The organism is Pseudoduganella ginsengisoli, assembly GCF_009720865.1.
GTDB lineage: Bacteria > Pseudomonadota > Gammaproteobacteria > Burkholderiales > Burkholderiaceae_D > Rugamonas > Rugamonas ginsengisoli.
Map to the genome: position 1 here is coordinate 241,805 of NZ_WNLA01000003.1, position 16,465 is coordinate 258,269.

Below are 16,465 nucleotides of genomic sequence, written 5' to 3' on the forward strand. Positions count from 1 at the left end.
AGAGGGCACCATGGACCAGAACCAGACTGACAGCTTGCGCCACGAAGCCGGCGCAGACCGCGAACGCTTGCTGAGCCACTTGCGCGAAGCGGTCAGCGACGCAGAACAATGGCTCAATTCCGCTCCCAAAGATGCGCCGGCCGACATCGAACAGGCGAAAAAGCAGTTCCAGGACGCCATTGCCGGTGCGAAGACGGATTTGCTGAAGCTGGAAGATACGCTGCTGGCCCGTGGCAAGCTGGCATGCAAAGCCGCCGATGCCTATGTGCAGGAAAGTCCGTGGGTGGGCGTGGGCATTGCCGCCGCTGCCGGCCTCGCGCTTGGCTACCTGATCGGGCGCGACTAACCCTTCCGCTCAGCGCGGCGCGCTGCCGATGTGGTAGCGGCTGCGCAATTGATGCAGCCAGCCTTTTTCCTGTTGCAGGAACTGGGAAAATTGCTGCACAACTTCCGGATAGCGCACAGTCGATAAGCGGAAATCGCTGCGCGCATGGGGCAAGCCGGGATCAAACTGCAGCCCGCCCGGCGCTTTCAACTGTTCATCAAGCATGTGGTTGGCCACGTCCACGCTGACATACACGGCATCGATGTGGCCGGCCATGGCCAGCCGCAGCAAACCTTCAAAGCTGGGATTGGTGGTCACAGTCATGGCCTTGCTGTCAATCGCGTCTTGATAAGGCCACGGCGTAAAGCCCAGCGCAGTCCCCAATGTCTTGACTTCCGCCAGCGGGCGGCCGCGGCGGTTCGGCAACACCATCGCGCCCTCTTCCGTCGCCACCACGACGTCGCTGTAGCTCAGGGGGGCGGCAGTGCGCAACTCTTCGCGCCACTTCGGGTTGTCCGGATACTTGAAGTCAACCGTATGGTCTTTCAGCAGTGCGGAATACAGGCGGTTAATGGGCAGCGCCACGTAGCGGAACGTATAGCCGTGGCGGTGCGCAAAGGCATCGAGCACTTCACGCGCAAAGCCCGTGTATTCATTATTGCGGTCGACGGTGTGCAGCGGGTAGTACTGCAGGCTTTCCACACCCACCGTGAAAACGCGTACGCCAGGCTCGGCAGCGATGGCGCCAGTGGCGGTGGCCCACACCAGTAAAGCCAGCACAGCGCGCCGTAGCCGCATGACATCTCCCGTGGAAAAGTCCCAGCATACCGAACGTGTCTGTAGTGCGCCATACAGACCGTTGCCAATTTGCACAGCTACGCATGAGGCCATTGCAGGCGGACCGGGCCAGGAGTACAACATCAGTAAGCGCACCATGCGCATACCTGCGGAGTCCGTCATGCAAAACCAATTGGCAATGCTGTTATGCCTGGTTCCAGCGTGGGTCTGCGCACAGCAGCCGGTCACCTTATACGGCGTGGTGGACCTGGCCATCGCGTCCGACAGCAATTCCGGCAAGTCGTCCACCCGTGTCGACAGCGGCCAGCAGACGGCATCGCGGCTCGGCATCCGCGGCCAGGAAGACCTGGGCGGCGGATTGGCCGCCAGCTTCGTGCTGGAATCGCAAATCGAATCCGATACGGGTGCGCCCAGCTTTGCCGGGCGCGTGTTCGGCAGCCAGGCTTGGGTAGGCTTGTCCAGCCCCATCGGCACCATCCGCGCAGGTCGCATGTTCACGCCTTACTTCGGCGCCATCGCCACCAATGATCCGTTCGATGCCAAAGGCCCCGGTGAATCGACCCGCGTGTTTTACGATTCCGGCGTGCGCATGGATAACACGGTCAAATATTCACTGCCATCCGGCTTGAACGGTTTTTATGGCGACGTCGCGTGGGCGGCCGGCGAAAGCGCCATCAGCAGCGGCGCCAACCGCCAGATCAGCCTTGACGTCGGTTACAAGACGGGCATCTTCAATATCCAGCTGGCGCACCACGACGCCAATGACGCCACCGGCGCGACCTTGGCGCGCAGCACGATGATAGGCGGGAATGTCGACCTGGGCCCCATCCGGGGCTGGCTGGCGGCAGCCCGCAGCACCAACGACACGACGCTCGATACGCGCGATTTGCTGGTGGGGGTGTCGGTGCCGTTCGGCCTGAACTTGCTGTCAGCCGATTACGTGCGCAAGACTGACCGCAACAACCCGAATGCGGGCGCCAAACAACTGGCCGCAGGCTACTACCAGTGGCTGTCAAAACGTACTAACCTGTATCTGGTATCCTCCCGCCTGCGCAACGGCAGTGCAGCGAATTACCAGACCACGCTGCCGGGCGGCACGCGGCGTGTGATCGCTGTGGGCATACGGCATCAATTCTGACGATCTCTGACATGAACCTGCGCAGTACCTTCGCGTTGCTGGCCATCGGCTGGCAGTGCGCGACACCCGCCCCGGCGGCCGACGTCACGATGGCGTTCGGCGAGAAAATTCCGCCGTTTTGCTTTCCTGAAAGCAATTCCGGTATTGAACTGGAAGTACTGGGCGAAGCGCTGGCTTTCCGCGGCCATGTACTGAAACCCCGCTATTACTCGTTTGCCCGCATTCCGTTCGCCTTCAAGGGGCATGAAGTGGACGCCGCGATGACGGACCTGGGCCAGGATTTGCGGCCTGACGGCGCCTACTATGGCGACCCGGCCGTGTTTTACGATAATGTGTTCATCAGCCTCAAAGAGCGCAACCTGGTGATCCGCAAGCCGGAAGATTTAAAAGGATTGACCGTGATTTCGTTTGCCGGCGCAGCGCGCCGCTATCCGGAATGGCTAAGCGCGGTGCAGGCCGAGGGCCATTATTACGAGCAAAATGACCAGGCATTGCAAGTGCTGACGCTGGATAAAGGCCGCTATGACCTGGTGCTCAGCGACCGCAATATCTTCAAGTATTTCACGCTGCAGCTGCGGCAGACGGGCTATAAGCCGAAAGCCACGACGGAGCATGCGTTTGTCCGTTTCAACCCGCTCGATTACCGGCCCGTGTTCCGCGACCGCAAAATCCGCGATGACTTCAATGCGGGGTTGAAGCATTTGAAAGAAACGGGGCGGTTTCAGGCGATTTACCAGAAATACCTGGGCGAACCTTGATCCGCCCAGGCCGGGCCGGGCCGGCAATCAGGCCGCGCCCAGCTGCTCGCCCAATTCCTTGCCACGGGCCGCTGCTGCTTTCACGGCTGTCACAATGGCGGCTTTCACGCCTTGCGCTTCCATGCTGGTCAGCGCCGCATACGTGGTGCCGCCTTTCGACGTGACTTTTTCGCGCAGCACGCCGACCGGGTCCGCCGATTGCACGGCCAGCTGCGCCGCGCCTGTAAACGTCGCCATGGCCAGCTGCTTGCCCTGCTCCGCCGTCAGGCCCAGTTCTTCGGCCGCCTGCTGCATCGCTTCGATAAAGTAAAACACGTAGGCAGGACCGCTGCCGGAAACCGCCGTCACCGCATCGATCTTGCTTTCATCGTCGATCCACACGGTGTCGCCCACGGCGCGCAAGATGCGGTCGGCCGCGTCGCGCTGCTGTTCCGTCACGCCGCTGGACGCCACCATACCCGTCACGCCCATGCCGATCAGGGCAGGCGTATTAGGCATCGTGCGCACGATGGCCGCGTAGCCCCCGAGCCAGCGCGACAAGTCGGCCGCACGGATACCGGCGGCAATGGACAGCACCAGCGGTGTACGGCCCGCCTGCTGCGCCGCTTGCAGCAGCGGCAGCAATTGCTGCGTCACTTCATGCATGATTTGCGGTTTCACGGCCAGCACCAGCACGTCCGCAGCGCTGACCGGTGCGCCCGCCGCACCAGCCACGGTGACCCCGTAATCACGGGCCAGCTTTTCCAGCGACGCCGGATTCGGATCGACCACATGGATATTGGCGCCAGCCGTCAGCTTGCCGGCCAGGCCGGCGATCAGCGCGGCGGCCATGTTGCCGCCGCCGATAAATGCGATTTTCATTGAGATTCCTTGGAGGGGTAAGTACGCGCGCCAAAGATGGCGGAGCCGACACGCACGATGGTGGCGCCTTCAAGGATGGCGGCCCGCATGTCGCCGGACATGCCCATCGACAGCGTATCGAGCGCCAAACCTTGGGCGCGCAGCGTGTCATACAGTGTGCGTACGCGGGCAAAGGCCGCGCGCTGTTTGTCAAAATCGTCTTCCGGCTCGGGAATCGCCATCAGTCCGCGCAGGCGCAGCCTGGGCAGCCCCGCCACCGCATGGGCCAGCGCGCCGATTTCCTCCGGCGTGGCGCCGCTCTTGCTGGCTTCGCCGCTGATGTTCACTTGCAGGCAAATGTTCAGCGGCGGCAGGCCGTCCGGGCGCTGGTCCGACAGGCGCTGGGCGATTTTTTCACGTTCGACCGTATGCACCCAGTCGAAGTTTTCCGCGATGGGACGGGTCTTGTTACTTTGGATAGGACCGATAAAGTGCCATTCCAGCGCCTGGTCCGGCGTGGGCGTGGCGCTGGACAGGGCGCGGATTTTGTCCAACCCTTCCTGCAAATAGTTTTCACCAAACGCCAGCTGGCCGCCCTGCACGGCTTCCAGCACACATTCGGCGCCAAAAGTCTTGGAAACAGCCAGCAATTGCACGGAACCGGCAGCCCTGCCCGCCTCGTGCTCCGAGGCAACAATGTTGTCTATGACTGCTTGCAAGTTCCGGGCTATTCTGGACATAATCGTTGAGCGGGAGAGTTGACGATCGCCCGCGCGCACGCGCCTTCCCACTCGGGAGCGGCGCCCGAATCGCAGGCACAGGGATTATAAATGGACATTTCCGAATTACTCGCATTCTCCGTGAAGAACAAGGCGTCCGACTTGCATTTGTCGGCCGGTTTGCCGCCCATGATCCGTGTGCATGGCGACGTGCGCCGCATTAACTTGCCGCCGATGGAGCACAAGGACGTGCACGGCATGATCTATGACATCATGAATGACGGCCAGCGCAAAGCGTACGAGGAAATGCTGGAATGCGACTTTTCCTTCGCGATTCCCGGCCTGGCGCGCTTCCGCGTCAATGCGTATAACCAGGAACGGGGCGCCGCCGCCGTGCTGCGCACCATTCCATCGAAGATCATGAGCCTGGAAGAGTTGAATTGCCCGAAAATCTTCGCGGACTTCGCCATGAAGCCGCGCGGACTGGTGCTGGTGACGGGGCCCACGGGTTCCGGCAAGTCCACCACGCTGGCGGCCATGATCAACCACCTCAATGAAAACGAATACGGCCACATCCTGACGATCGAAGACCCGATCGAATTCGTGCACGAATCGAAGAAATGCCTGATCAACCAGCGCGAAGTGGGCCCGCATACACTGTCGTTCAACAACGCGCTGCGCTCGGCGCTGCGGGAAGACCCGGACGCCATCCTCGTGGGTGAGCTGCGCGACCTGGAAACCATCCGCCTGGCCTTGTCCGCGGCGGAAACGGGCCACCTGGTGTTCGGCACCTTGCACACGTCATCGGCGGCAAAGACCATCGACCGTATCATCGACGTGTTCCCGGCCGAAGAAAAAGAAATGGTGCGCGCAATGCTGTCGGAATCGCTGCAAGCAGTGATATCGCAGACGCTGTTGAAGACCAAAGATGGCGGCGGCCGCGTGGCGGCGCATGAAATCATGGTCGGCACGCCGGCTATCCGCAACCTGATCCGGGAAGCGAAGATCGCGCAAATGTATTCGGCGATCCAGACCGGCAGCAACGTCGGCATGCAGACGCTGGACCAGAACTTGACGGACCTGGTCCGGCGCAATGTGATTTCGTCGGCCGCCGCGCGCTTTGCCGCGAAGATTCCGGAAAACTTCCCGGGGTAACGGTTCAATCAAGGCCGCTATCGAATTTCTGCCCTGGCTTCGGGCAGCCAGTATGAGTCCCGGCTTTCGCCTGGATGACGAAAGGTTTTTATGGAACGCGATCAAGCCTCCAAATTCATGTTCGACTTGCTGCGCCTGATGCTCAGCAAAAAAGGCTCGGACTTGTTCATCACGGCCGGCTTCCCGCCCGCCATGAAAATCGACGGCAAGATGACGCCCGTGTCGGCCCAGCCGCTGACGCCGGCCCACACGGCGGACCTGGCCCGTTCCATCATGAACGACAAGCAGGCCGCCGGTTTTGAAATGACGAAGGAAGCCAACTTCGCCATCAGCCCAGGCGACCTGGGACGCTTCCGCGTATCCGCCTTTGTGCAAATGGGTGCGGTCGGCATGGTGCTGCGGACCATTAATTCCACCATTCCGAAACTGGAAGACCTGGGCCTGCCGGAAGTGCTGAAGGAAGTCATCATGGCCAAGCGCGGCCTGGTGATCATGGTGGGCGCCACCGGTTCCGGCAAATCCACGACGCTGGCGGCCATGCTGGGCTACCGCAACCAGAACAGCTATGGCCACATCATCACGATTGAAGACCCGGTCGAATTCGTACACCCGCACGGCAATTGCGTGGTCACGCAGCGCGAAGTGGGCGTCGATACGGACGACTGGGAAATCGCGCTGAAAAACACGCTGCGCCAGGCTCCGGACGTGATCCAGATCGGCGAAATCCGCGACCGGCAAACCATGGATCACGCGATTGCGTTTGCCGAGACGGGCCACCTGTGCCTGGCCACCTTGCACGCCAACAGCGCCAACCAGGCGCTGGACCGCATCATCAACTTCTTCCCGGAAGAGCGCCGCCAGCAATTGCTGATGGATTTGTCGCTGAATTTAAAAGGCATGATTTCGCAGCGCCTGATTCCCCGCAAGGAAGCCAAGGGCCGCGCAGTGGCAATTGAAATCATGCTCAATTCCCCGCTGATTTCCGACTTGATCTTCAAGGGCGAAGTGCATGAGATCAAGGAATTGATGAAGAAGTCGCGCGAACTGGGCATGCAGACATTCGACCAGTCGCTGTTCGATTTGTATGAAGCGGACCAGATCACGTATGAAGATGCACTGCGCAACGCGGACTCCGTCAATGACTTGCGCCTGAAAATCAAGCTGGAGAGCAAAGCCGCGCAAAACCGCGACATGTCGGCCGGCACGGAACACCTCAACATCGTCTAATTTAGCAACATGGGTGCCGGGCCTTCAGGCCGGGCACCCACACATTAGGAAACTTATGACCACCGTCTTCGATTTCAAGGCCGATTCGCTGGCCGGCAAAGCTATCGACCTGTCGCAATACAAAGGCAAAGTGCTGCTGATCGTGAACACAGCCAGCAAGTGCGGCTTCACCCCCCAGTATGAAGGACTGGAATCCGTCTACCAGCAATTCAAGGACAAGGGCGTGGAAGTGCTGGGCTTCCCGTGCAACCAGTTCGGCTCGCAGGAACCGGGCGGTGAAGCGGAAATCGGCGCGTTTTGCCAGAAAAACTATGGCGTCAGCTTTCCCATGTTTGCCAAGATCGACGTCAATGGCGACGGCGCGCACCCGCTGTACAAGCACTTGAAAAAAGAATCGCCAGGCTTGCTGGGCACGGAAGGCATCAAATGGAACTTCACCAAGTTCCTGGTCCGCAAAGACGGCACGGTCTATAAGCGCTATGCGCCCACCACCAAACCCGAAGAAATGACGGGCGACATAGAAAAGCTGCTGGCGGAATAAACGCATCCCAGCCCGGCCCCGCGCCGGGTTTTGTCTTTTATGGTGCCGACATGAGTACTGTGACAACGTACCTCGCACAACTGTTCTCCCCTCCTGACGACCCATCGATGCTGACCTACGGCAACTATGATCCGTGGCTGGTCCTGCTGTCCGTGGTGGTGGCCAGCTTTTCCTCGTGGATGGGCTTGCAGATGGCGGGCCAGGCCGCGTCGGCATCGACACCCAACCTGCGCCGCGCCGCCCTGCTGACCGGCAGCCTGGCGCTGGGCAGCGGCGTATGGGCGATGCACTTCATCGGCATGCTGGCCTTTAATTTGTGCACCGGCGTCGAATATGACCGCGCCCTGACCATCTGGTCGATGTTGCCCAGTATTGCCGCGTCCAGCGTGGCGCTGTCGCTGATCGGCCGCAAACGTATCAATGGCTGGCAATTGCTGATCGGCGGCGTGCTGGTAGGCGCCGGCATCGGCGCCATGCATTACACGGGCATGGCGGCGCTGCGCAGCACGCTGGAATTGCGCTATGACCCATGGATGTTCGGCCTGTCGATCCTGGTGGCCGTGGCGCTGGCCAGCCTGGCCTTGTGGGTGCGTTTCGGCTTGTCGATGCTGCGCACGTGGATGTCGGAAAACACGCGGCTGGGCGTGGCCGGCGTCACGATGGGTTTTGCCATCGCCGGCATGCATTACACGGGCATGGCGGCAGCACGCTTCGTTGGCCGCGTGGAACCGGACGCCGCCAGTGAAATTCTCAATGCTCCCTTCCTCGCGCTGGCCGTCTCGCTGACCACTGCTGTCTTCACGCTGCTGGTGACATCCGCCAATGGCTTGCTGCGCTACCGCGCCCTGTTTTACCAGTTGCGCGAAAGCGAATCATGGATGCGCGCGCTGCTGGAAACCGCCGTCGATGGCGTCATTACCGTGGAATCAGATGGCACCGTCCGCGAATTCAACAAGTCGGCCGAACGTATCTTTGGCTGGAAGAAGGAAGAAATCGTCGGCAGGAATGTGCGCACCTTGATTGCCGACCCGACCCGCTCCGCGCGCGACGGTTTGCTCAGCCATTTGAAAGATGGCCGCGAAGGCATGATCGGGGAAAGCCAGGATATCCTCGGCTTGCACAAGAGCGGCGCGAAGGTCCCCGTGCGCAATGCCTATGGCCACGCGCGGCTGGCGAACCAGGATTTGTATGTGTGCTTCGTCACCGACATCAGCGAACGCAAGGCCATGGAGCAGGCGCTGCGCGACAGTGAACAGCAACTGCGCTCGCTGATCGGCAATATTCCCGGCATGTCGTACCGCGCACTGCATGCCCCCGGCTGGCCCATGGTGTTTGTCAGCCCCGCCGTGGAAACGCTGACAGGCTATCCCCAGGAAGACTTCGTGGGATCGCCGCCGCGCCGCATGTTCAGCGAATTGATCCATCACGACGACCACGAACGGCTCGCACATGAGCTGGAACTGGCGATTGAACTCAAAGAGCCTTTTACGCTGGAATACCGCATCCACCACCGCGACGGCAGCCTGCGCTGGGTATGGGAAAACGGCAGCGCCATCTTTGACGACAAGGGCAAAGTCACGTGGCTCGATGGCGTCATCCTCGATATTTCCGGGCGGCGCCAGATGGAAGAAGACTTGCGCGCTGCAAAAGAGCGCGCCGAACAGGCGGCCGCCGCCCGCGCGGCCTTCCTGGCCAACATGAGCCATGAAATCCGCACGCCGATGAATTCCATCCTGGGCTTTACCGACGTGCTGCTGCAGGGCGAGCTGGCGGCGGACCAGCGCCGCCACCTCGATACGGTACGCAATTCCGCCCGCTCGCTGCTGCGGCTGTTGAATGAAATCCTCGATACGGCCAAGCTGGATAAAGGCGCGGTGGAACTGGAAGAAAGCGATTACAACTTGCTGGCCCTGGTCGATGAATTGTCGTCGACCATGGGCGCCAATGCGGCAGCCAAAGGGCTGGTGCTGAGCGTGCATTACAGCGATGCGCTGCCGCACCGGCTGCGCGGCGATGAATTGCGGGTGCGCCAGGTGTTGACGAATTTGCTGGGCAACGCCATCAAGTTTACCGGTGAGGGCAGCGTGACCTTGACCTTGGCGCTGGAAGAACAGGACGGCCTGGAACAGCTGCACATCACCGTGGCCGACACAGGGATCGGCATCCCGCACAACCGGCTGGCTGCTATCTTTGAACCGTTTACCCAGGCCGATGCGTCGATGAACCGGCGCTACGGCGGCACGGGGCTGGGCACCACCATATGCAAGCAATTGACGGAATTAATGGGCGGCAGTATCTGGGCCACCAGCGTTGAAGGCCAGGGCAGCGAATTCCATGTGCAGCTGCCGCTGATTTACGCGTCCCAGCCCAATGCGCAGACGGACAGCCATCAGGCTATCCAATTGCCGCCGCTGCGCATCCTGGCGGCGGATGACGTCCCGCAAAACCTGGAATTGCTGACCTTACTGATGGAAAAACGGGGCCATTCAGTCGTCACCGCCAGCGATGGCGCGGCTGCCGTGCGGCTGGCAGCCGAGGGGCGGTTCGACGTGATCTTGATGGACGTGCAAATGCCCTTCATGGATGGGCTGGAAGCCACACGCCGCATCCGCGCGGCGGAGCGCGAGCAAGGCCGCGCCCGCACCCCCATCATTGCCATGACGGCCAGCGTGCTGGAAAAAGACCGGGAAGCGACCAGCAGCGCCGGCATGGATGGCTTCTCGCCCAAGCCCGTCGACATGCCCGTGCTGGCAAGGGAGCTGGCGCGTGTGCTGGGCCTGGATGCGGCCGGCGCTGCGCCAGCCGAACAACGTGGCGCGTTGGCCGTGCTGAATCTGGGCCTGGGCTTGCGCCGCTGGGGAGAACAGGAACAGCCGTATTACCGGGCGCTGCACGCATTCGTGCAAGAGCGCATGGACCTCGGCCATCAGCTTGCCGGCATTGCGTCCAATGAGCGCTATCAGGATGGTGCGGCACTGACGCACCAGGCCAAGGGCGCCGCAGCCAACCTGGGTCTGGAACAGTTGGCCGCCATCCTGGACCGGGTCGAACATGCATGGCAACAGGCCGGCGCCAGCGCCGATGCCGCCATCGATAACGCCGACGCGCGCAACGCACTGGGCACGCTGCTGGCGCAGGCCAGTGAACAGTTGGCGATCGCATGCGCCGCCATCACCACTGTGCTGGCGGCGCAGGGCGCCCAGGCAACTGGCGCGGATGACAGTGCCGGTAACGGAACACTCGATACAACGCACGTGCAGCAACTGGCGGAACAGCTGCACCGTTCAATTGACAGTGGCGCATTCGATGACGCCCTGCTGCAAACCTTTGCGCAGGTACTGGCCGGGCACGCTGCGCCGGGCCGGCTCGATGAATTGCGCGATGCGATGCATAATTTTGATTTCAGTGCGGCGCACGCGCGGCTGGAGGCGCTGCTGGCGTCTTGCGTGCCGCCGTCCGCCGGGAGTACGCCATGAACCGCCAACCTGTGATACTTGCCGTCGATGACGAGCCTATTAACCTGCAATTGCTGCGGCAAATCCTGCAAGACCGCTACCGGCTGCTGTTTGCCAAGGATGGGCCCCGTGCGCTGGAACTGGCGGCGCGCGAACAGCCGGATTTGATCTTGCTGGACGTGATGATGCCGGACATGACGGGCTATGACGTCTGCAAGCATTTGAAAGCCGATCCTGCCACGGCCGGCATTCCCGTGATCTTTGTCACGGCGCTGACGGACGCTGTCGATGAAGTGGCGGGCTTCGATGCGGGCGGTGTCGATTACATCACGAAGCCCGTCAGTCCGCCTGTCGTGAAAGCCCGCGTGCAATTGCATTTATCGCTGGTGCGCATGGATGAATTGAAAGCCAGCCGCCTGGAAATCGTTCAGCGGCTGGGACTGGCGGCGGAATACAAGGACAATGAAACAGGCTTGCATGTGATCCGCATGAGCCATTACGCGCGCTTGCTGGGCATGGCAGCGGGATTGAATGAAGATGACGTGGATGATTTATTCAACGCGGCGCCCATGCACGATATCGGAAAGATCGGCATCCCCGACCGTATCCTGCAAAAGCCGGCAAAGCTGGATCCCGATGAGTGGGAAGTGATGCAAACGCACCCCACCATCGGCGCCAGCATCATAGGCGAGCATGCGACCGGCATGCTGGGCGTCGCATACGAGGTGGCGCGCACCCACCACGAAAAATGGGATGGCAGCGGTTATCCGGCCGGGCTGAAAGGCGAAGATATCCCATTGGCGGGAAGGATTGTGGCCATTGCCGACGTGTTTGACGCGCTGACTTCCGTGCGCCCGTATAAAAAGGCGTGGACCGTGGAACAGGCGTGCGACCACTTGCGGGCGCAGCGGGGGCTGCACTTCGATCCGGCACTGGTGGACTTGTTCCTCGGCTTGATTCCGCAGGCTGAAGTCATCATGAACAAGTGGGCGGAGCGGGAATAAATCAGGACAGTTTCAGCGCCTGCTCCAAGATTTCAATCCAGTGCAGCACCGGCTTGTCCGTCGCAGCCTGCAAATGCGTAAGGCAGCCTATATTGGCCGATGCATACGTGGCCGCTCCCGTATCGTCCAGCGCGGCCAGCTTGCGTTCACGCAGCTGGTTCGCCAGCTCTGGCTGCAGCATCGAATAGGTTCCCGCGGAACCGCAGCACAAATGGCTGTCCGCGCACAGCGCGACGTCGACACCGGCCGCGCGCAGCACCTGTTCCGCCTTGCCACGGATTTGCTGGCCATGCTGCAAGGTGCACGGCGGGTGGTAGGCAACGCGTTCGCCATACGCAGCCTTGCCGGCCAGCGCGCGCACTTGCGGCTCCAGCCCGGCCAGCACTTCGCTTAAATCCTGCGTCATGGCGGCGATGCGCTGCGCCTTGGCTGCGTAGACAGGATCATGCGCCAGCAAGTGGCCATACTCTTTCACGCTGGCGCCGCAGCCGGATGCCGTCATGACGATGGCTTCCGCATGGGGCGCCCCATGTTCGCCCGACACATGCGGCCACCATGCATCGATATTGCGGCGCATGTCATCGAGGCCGCCATCGTGGTCATTCAAGTGGTAGCGCAGTGCGCCGCAGCAGCCCGCTTCCGGCGCCGCATACAACGTGATGCCCAGTGCATCGAGCACGCGCGCCGCCGATGCATTGATCGATGGCGCCAGTCCCGGCTGCACGCAGCCTTGCAGCACCAGCATGCGGCGCGCGTGCACGCGCTGCGGCCACGCTCCGGCCGGGCGCGCGGCAACCAGCTTGTCCTGCAACTGCTTTGACAACAGGGGCTTGGCCAGCCGTCCCAGCTTCACAGCCGGCGTGAACAGCCAGCGGCGCGGCAGCGCTTCTTTCAGCACGGCGCGCTTGATACGTTCCGGTAAAGGACGCGGCACTTTCTGTTCCACCACCTTGCGCCCGATATCGGCCAGCCGGCCATAGCGCACGCCGGACGGGCACGTGCTTTCACAGCTGCGGCAAGTCAGGCAGCGGTCCAGATGCGTCTGGGTTTTCGCCGTGACAGGCGCGCCTTCCAGCACTTGCTTGATCAGGTAAATGCGGCCACGTGGGCCATCGAGTTCATCGCCCAGCAATTGGTACGTGGGACAGGTGGCCGTGCAAAAGCCGCAATGCACGCACGCGCGCAAAATCGCTTCCGCTTCGTCGCCGTCGCGCGTGTGCTTGATAAAGTCCGCCAGCTTAGTTTGCATGCGGCTCTCCCAGGCGGCCTGGATTGAAGATGCCCGCCGGATCAAATGCCTGTTTCACGCGCCGGTTCAGCAGCGCCAGCGCGGGCGCCTTAGGGTGGAAGGCCGGCACGCTTTTATCCGCAGTGCGGAACAGCGTCGCATGGCCGCCACTGGCTGCCACCGTGCGGCGGATATCGCCGGCCCGCACCGCATCAGCCCGCAGCCAGCGCTGGCCGCCGCCCCATTCGATCAGCGATTCCCCTTTCAAAATAATCGCGCTGGCATGGGGCGGCACGGCCAAACGCCACAAGTGCGGCGTATCGAAAAATGCATGCGTATGGTCGCGCAGGCTGCTCCACAGCGCTTGTGCATCGCGCTCCGGCATCACGGCAGCTTGTACCCCCAGCGTGCCGATCGCAGCCGCCACGGCGCTTTCCGCACCGGACAGGCGCACCGACAATACGCCGCCATGCCAGCAACTGGCCGACAGCGGCAGCGGCTGGCCGCCCCACTCATTCAGCGCACGCAGCGCGGCAATTTCATCGAGCGGCATGTGCAGCGTTGCTTCCCGCACGGGCAGCGGCAACACCTTCAGCGATACTTCCGCAATCAGGCCCAGGGTTCCCATCGAACCGGCCAGCAGCCGCGACACGTCATAGCCCGCCACGTTTTTCATGACCTGGCCGCCGAAGTTCAGCACGTCGCCTGCGCCGTTGACCAGCTTTGCACCCAGCACGAAATCGCGCACGCTGCCTGCCGCCATGCGGCGCGGCCCCGACAAGCCTGCCGCCACCACGCCGCCTATGGTCGAGGCGGCGCCAAACCGTGGCGGCTCAAACGCCAGCATTTGCCCATGCTGCGCCAGCAGCGCTTCGATGTCGGCCAGCCGCGTGCCGCAGCGGGCCGTGATCACGAGTTCCGATGGCTCATAATCCACCACGCCCGCATAGCCTGCCGTTTGCAGCACATCGCCCGTCAGTGGACCGCCATACCAGTCCTTGGTGCCGCCACCCCGGAAGCGCAGCGGCTGTTGATTGGCGGTGGCCTCTCGCAGCCGTTCGCGGAATTCTTCGAGCATCGCCATCCTTTAAAAACGGGGCAAGTCCGGATGCGGCAACACGCCGCCCGTCACGCGCATCTTGCCGAATTCCGCGCAGCGGTTCAGCGTGGGAATCGCCTTGTCCGGGTTCAGCAGCGACAGCGGGTCAAACGCCCGCTTCAGTGCAAAGAATGCATTCAATTCCGCCGCTGTGAATTGCACGCACATGGAATCGATTTTCTCGATGCCGACGCCATGTTCGCCCGTGATGGTGCCGCCCACTTCCACGCACAGCGCGAGGATATCGGCGCCAAACGCTTCGGCGCGGCGCAATTCGTCCGGCTGGTTGGCATCGAACAGGATCAGCGGGTGCAAATTGCCGTCGCCCGCATGGAACACATTCGCGCAGCGCAGCCCGTGCTTGTGCTCCATTGCCGCGATGCCTTGCAGCACACGCGCCAAATGCTTGCGGGGAATGGTGCCATCCATGCAGTAGTAATCCGGCGAAATGCGGCCTGCTGCTGGGAAGGCATTCTTGCGGCCCGACCAGAATTTCAAGCGCTCCGCCTCCGAGGTGGAAACAGCAATCGCGCCGGCTCCGGCCGCGCGCAGCACGGCCGCCATGCGGGTGATTTCCTCTTCCACTTCGGCTGCCGTGCCATCCGCTTCGCACAGCAAGATAGCGGCGGCTTCCGTGTCATAGCCAGCCCTGACGAACGGCTCCACCATGCGCGACGACGTGCGGTCCATCATTTCCAGCCCGGCCGGAATAATGCCGGCGGCAATCACGTCCGCCACGGCATTGCCGCCTGCCGTCACGTCGTCAAACGATGCCATAATCACTCTGGCTGCAGCGGGTTTCGGCACCAGCTTGACGGTGACTTCCAGCACAATGCCCAGCATGCCTTCGGAGCCGATAAACGCGGCCAATAAGTCCAGTCCCGGCGCATCCGGCGCTTCGCTGCCCAGTTCCACGATGTCGCCTTCGATCGTGGCCATGCGTACGCGCAATACGTTATGCACGGTCAAGCCATACTTGAGGCAATGCACGCCGCCTGAGTTTTCCGCCACGTTGCCGCCGATGGTGCAGGCAATTTGCGACGAAGGATCGGGCGCGTAATACAGCCCGTACGGCGCGGCTGCTTCGGAAATCGCCAGGTTGCGCACGCCCGGCTGCACAACGGCCATGCGCGAATACGCGTCGAGCCGGACGATTTTATTCAGGCGCGCAGTCGACAGTACGACACCATCGGCAATCGGCATGGCGCCGCCCGACAATCCCGTTCCGGCGCCACGGGGCACGATGGGCACATGCAGGCGCCGGCACACGTCCAGCACGGCCAGCACCTGCTCTTCACTGGCGGGCAGCACGACGATCATCGGCAACTGGCGGTAGGCGGACAGGCCGTCGCATTCATACGGCCGCGTATCTTCCGGTGCGCTCAGCACGCAAGTGGGCGGCAGCACGGCGTGCAACGCGGCGGCAACTTGCTGCCGGCGCTCTGGGGAAACTGCGGGCGTGGACTGGGTGGTCATTTACTTATTTTATGTGCAAACCGGCGATTTGTCGTATGCTGCCGGGATTCGTCATCCACGACTAACGAACCACGCGGAGAACTTACCATGGGCAACCGCCTCTCTAAAATCGCAACCCGTACCGGTGACAACGGCACCACGGGCCTGGGCGATGGCAGCCGTACCGACAAAGACAGCGTGCGCATTTGCGCCATCGGCGACGTTGATGAATTGAATTCCCATATCGGCCTGCTGCTGGCTGAAGACATGCCGGACGACATGCGCGATGAACTGGTGGGCGTGCAGCACGACTTGTTCGACCTGGGCGGAGAACTGTGCATTCCAGGCTACCAGATGATCAAGGAAGAGCACGTGGAAAAGCTCGACGCGCTGCTGGCCAAGCACAACGCCACCTTGCCTGCGCTGACGGAATTCATTTTGCCGGCCGGCTCGCGCGCCGCATCGCTGGCCCACGTATGCCGCACCATTTGCCGCCGTGCCGAACGCAGCATCGTCACCCTGGGCAAGGCGGAAACCATCCATGACCACCCGCGCCAGTATGTGAACCGCCTGTCGGACTTGATGTTCGTATTGGCCCGCGTATTGAACCGCTTTGCCGGCGGCGGCGACGTGCTGTGGCAGCACGAGCGCAAATCGCGCAAGGAAACCAAAGCAGAGTATGCGGCCAAAGCCGCTGCCGGCGCGGCGGACGAAGAGTAAGAC

General features: G+C 62.0%; 15 protein-coding genes. 9 read left to right on the plus strand and 6 right to left on the minus strand.

Annotated features, from left to right (window positions below; all coding sequences use genetic code 11):
* Positions 1–10 precede the first annotated feature (10 nt).
* Positions 11–346 carry a glycine zipper domain-containing protein gene (locus GM668_RS07600; protein WP_155438339.1) on the plus strand — a complete coding sequence of 112 codons (336 nt, stop codon included), beginning with the start codon at positions 11–13 and terminating at the stop codon, positions 344–346.
* Between the two features lie 9 nt (positions 347–355).
* On the opposite strand, the gene GM668_RS07605 is transcribed toward GM668_RS07600, so the two are convergent.
* Complete coding sequence (locus GM668_RS07605) at positions 356–1,123, minus strand: substrate-binding periplasmic protein (protein ID WP_170305540.1); 768 nt, start codon at positions 1,121–1,123, stop codon at positions 356–358.
* A gap of 160 nt (positions 1,124–1,283) precedes the next feature.
* Between GM668_RS07605 and GM668_RS07610 the strand changes: the two genes are divergently transcribed.
* A complete protein-coding gene (locus tag GM668_RS07610) occupies positions 1,284–2,261 on the plus strand; it encodes a porin (RefSeq protein ID WP_170305541.1) in 978 nt (325 codons plus the stop codon).
* Positions 2,262–2,272: 11 nt separating this feature from the next.
* Entirely contained in the window at positions 2,273–3,019 is a 747-nt protein-coding gene (locus tag GM668_RS07615; RefSeq protein ID WP_211923362.1) for a substrate-binding periplasmic protein, read from the plus strand.
* A gap of 27 nt (positions 3,020–3,046) precedes the next feature.
* Here the strand turns inward: GM668_RS07615 and proC are convergent, their stop codons facing one another.
* Together proC and GM668_RS07625 are read right to left on the minus strand one after the other, a co-directional pair.
* Positions 3,047–3,880 (minus strand): pyrroline-5-carboxylate reductase, encoded by an 834-nt coding sequence (gene proC / locus GM668_RS07620; protein WP_155438342.1) that lies wholly within the window; start codon positions 3,878–3,880, stop codon positions 3,047–3,049.
* Entirely contained in the window at positions 3,877–4,599 is a 723-nt protein-coding gene (locus GM668_RS07625; RefSeq protein ID WP_155438343.1) for a YggS family pyridoxal phosphate-dependent enzyme, read from the minus strand. The genes proC and GM668_RS07625 overlap by 4 nt, the downstream gene beginning before the upstream one ends.
* A gap of 90 nt (positions 4,600–4,689) precedes the next feature.
* Between GM668_RS07625 and GM668_RS07630 the strand changes: the two genes are divergently transcribed.
* The 5 genes from GM668_RS07630 to GM668_RS07650 all read left to right on the plus strand — a co-directional run bounded on the left by GM668_RS07630 (position 4,690) and on the right by GM668_RS07650 (position 11,960).
* Positions 4,690–5,733 carry a type IV pilus twitching motility protein PilT gene (locus GM668_RS07630; protein ID WP_155438344.1) on the plus strand — a complete coding sequence of 348 codons (1,044 nt, stop codon included), beginning with the start codon at positions 4,690–4,692 and terminating at the stop codon, positions 5,731–5,733.
* Positions 5,734–5,823: 90 nt separating this feature from the next.
* Positions 5,824–6,960 carry a PilT/PilU family type 4a pilus ATPase gene (locus tag GM668_RS07635; protein WP_155438345.1) on the plus strand — a complete coding sequence of 379 codons (1,137 nt, stop codon included), beginning with the start codon at positions 5,824–5,826 and terminating at the stop codon, positions 6,958–6,960.
* 55 nt (positions 6,961–7,015) lie between these two features.
* The gene (locus GM668_RS07640) at positions 7,016–7,501 is read left to right on the plus strand and encodes a glutathione peroxidase (protein ID WP_155438346.1); all 486 of its coding nucleotides are present in this window, start codon (positions 7,016–7,018) and stop codon (positions 7,499–7,501) included.
* 50 nt (positions 7,502–7,551) lie between these two features.
* Positions 7,552–10,977 carry an MHYT domain-containing protein gene (locus GM668_RS07645; RefSeq protein WP_155438347.1) on the plus strand — a complete coding sequence of 1,142 codons (3,426 nt, stop codon included), beginning with the start codon at positions 7,552–7,554 and terminating at the stop codon, positions 10,975–10,977.
* Positions 10,974–11,960 (plus strand): response regulator, encoded by a 987-nt coding sequence (locus tag GM668_RS07650; RefSeq protein WP_155438348.1) that lies wholly within the window; start codon positions 10,974–10,976, stop codon positions 11,958–11,960. Before GM668_RS07645 ends, GM668_RS07650 begins: the two co-directional genes overlap by 4 nt.
* Before the next feature lies 1 nt (position 11,961).
* Here GM668_RS07650 and glcF read toward each other — a convergent pair whose 3' ends face one another.
* Genes glcF through GM668_RS07665 form a run of 3 tightly spaced genes read right to left on the minus strand, consistent with a single transcriptional unit; the run spans position 11,962 to position 15,763 of the window.
* Positions 11,962–13,209, minus strand: a complete 1,248-nt coding sequence (glcF, locus tag GM668_RS07655; protein ID WP_155438349.1) for a glycolate oxidase subunit GlcF — start codon at positions 13,207–13,209, stop codon at positions 11,962–11,964.
* Positions 13,199–14,272, minus strand: a complete 1,074-nt coding sequence (gene glcE, locus GM668_RS07660; protein WP_155438350.1) for a glycolate oxidase subunit GlcE — start codon at positions 14,270–14,272, stop codon at positions 13,199–13,201. Before glcE ends, glcF begins: the two co-directional genes overlap by 11 nt.
* 3 nt (positions 14,273–14,275) lie before the next feature.
* Entirely contained in the window at positions 14,276–15,763 is a 1,488-nt protein-coding gene (locus tag GM668_RS07665) for an FAD-linked oxidase C-terminal domain-containing protein (RefSeq protein ID WP_155438351.1), read from the minus strand.
* Between the two features lie 87 nt (positions 15,764–15,850).
* Between GM668_RS07665 and GM668_RS07670 the strand changes: the two genes are divergently transcribed.
* Positions 15,851–16,462 (plus strand): cob(I)yrinic acid a,c-diamide adenosyltransferase, encoded by a 612-nt coding sequence (locus GM668_RS07670; protein WP_155438352.1) that lies wholly within the window; start codon positions 15,851–15,853, stop codon positions 16,460–16,462.
* Positions 16,463–16,465 lie beyond the last annotated feature (3 nt).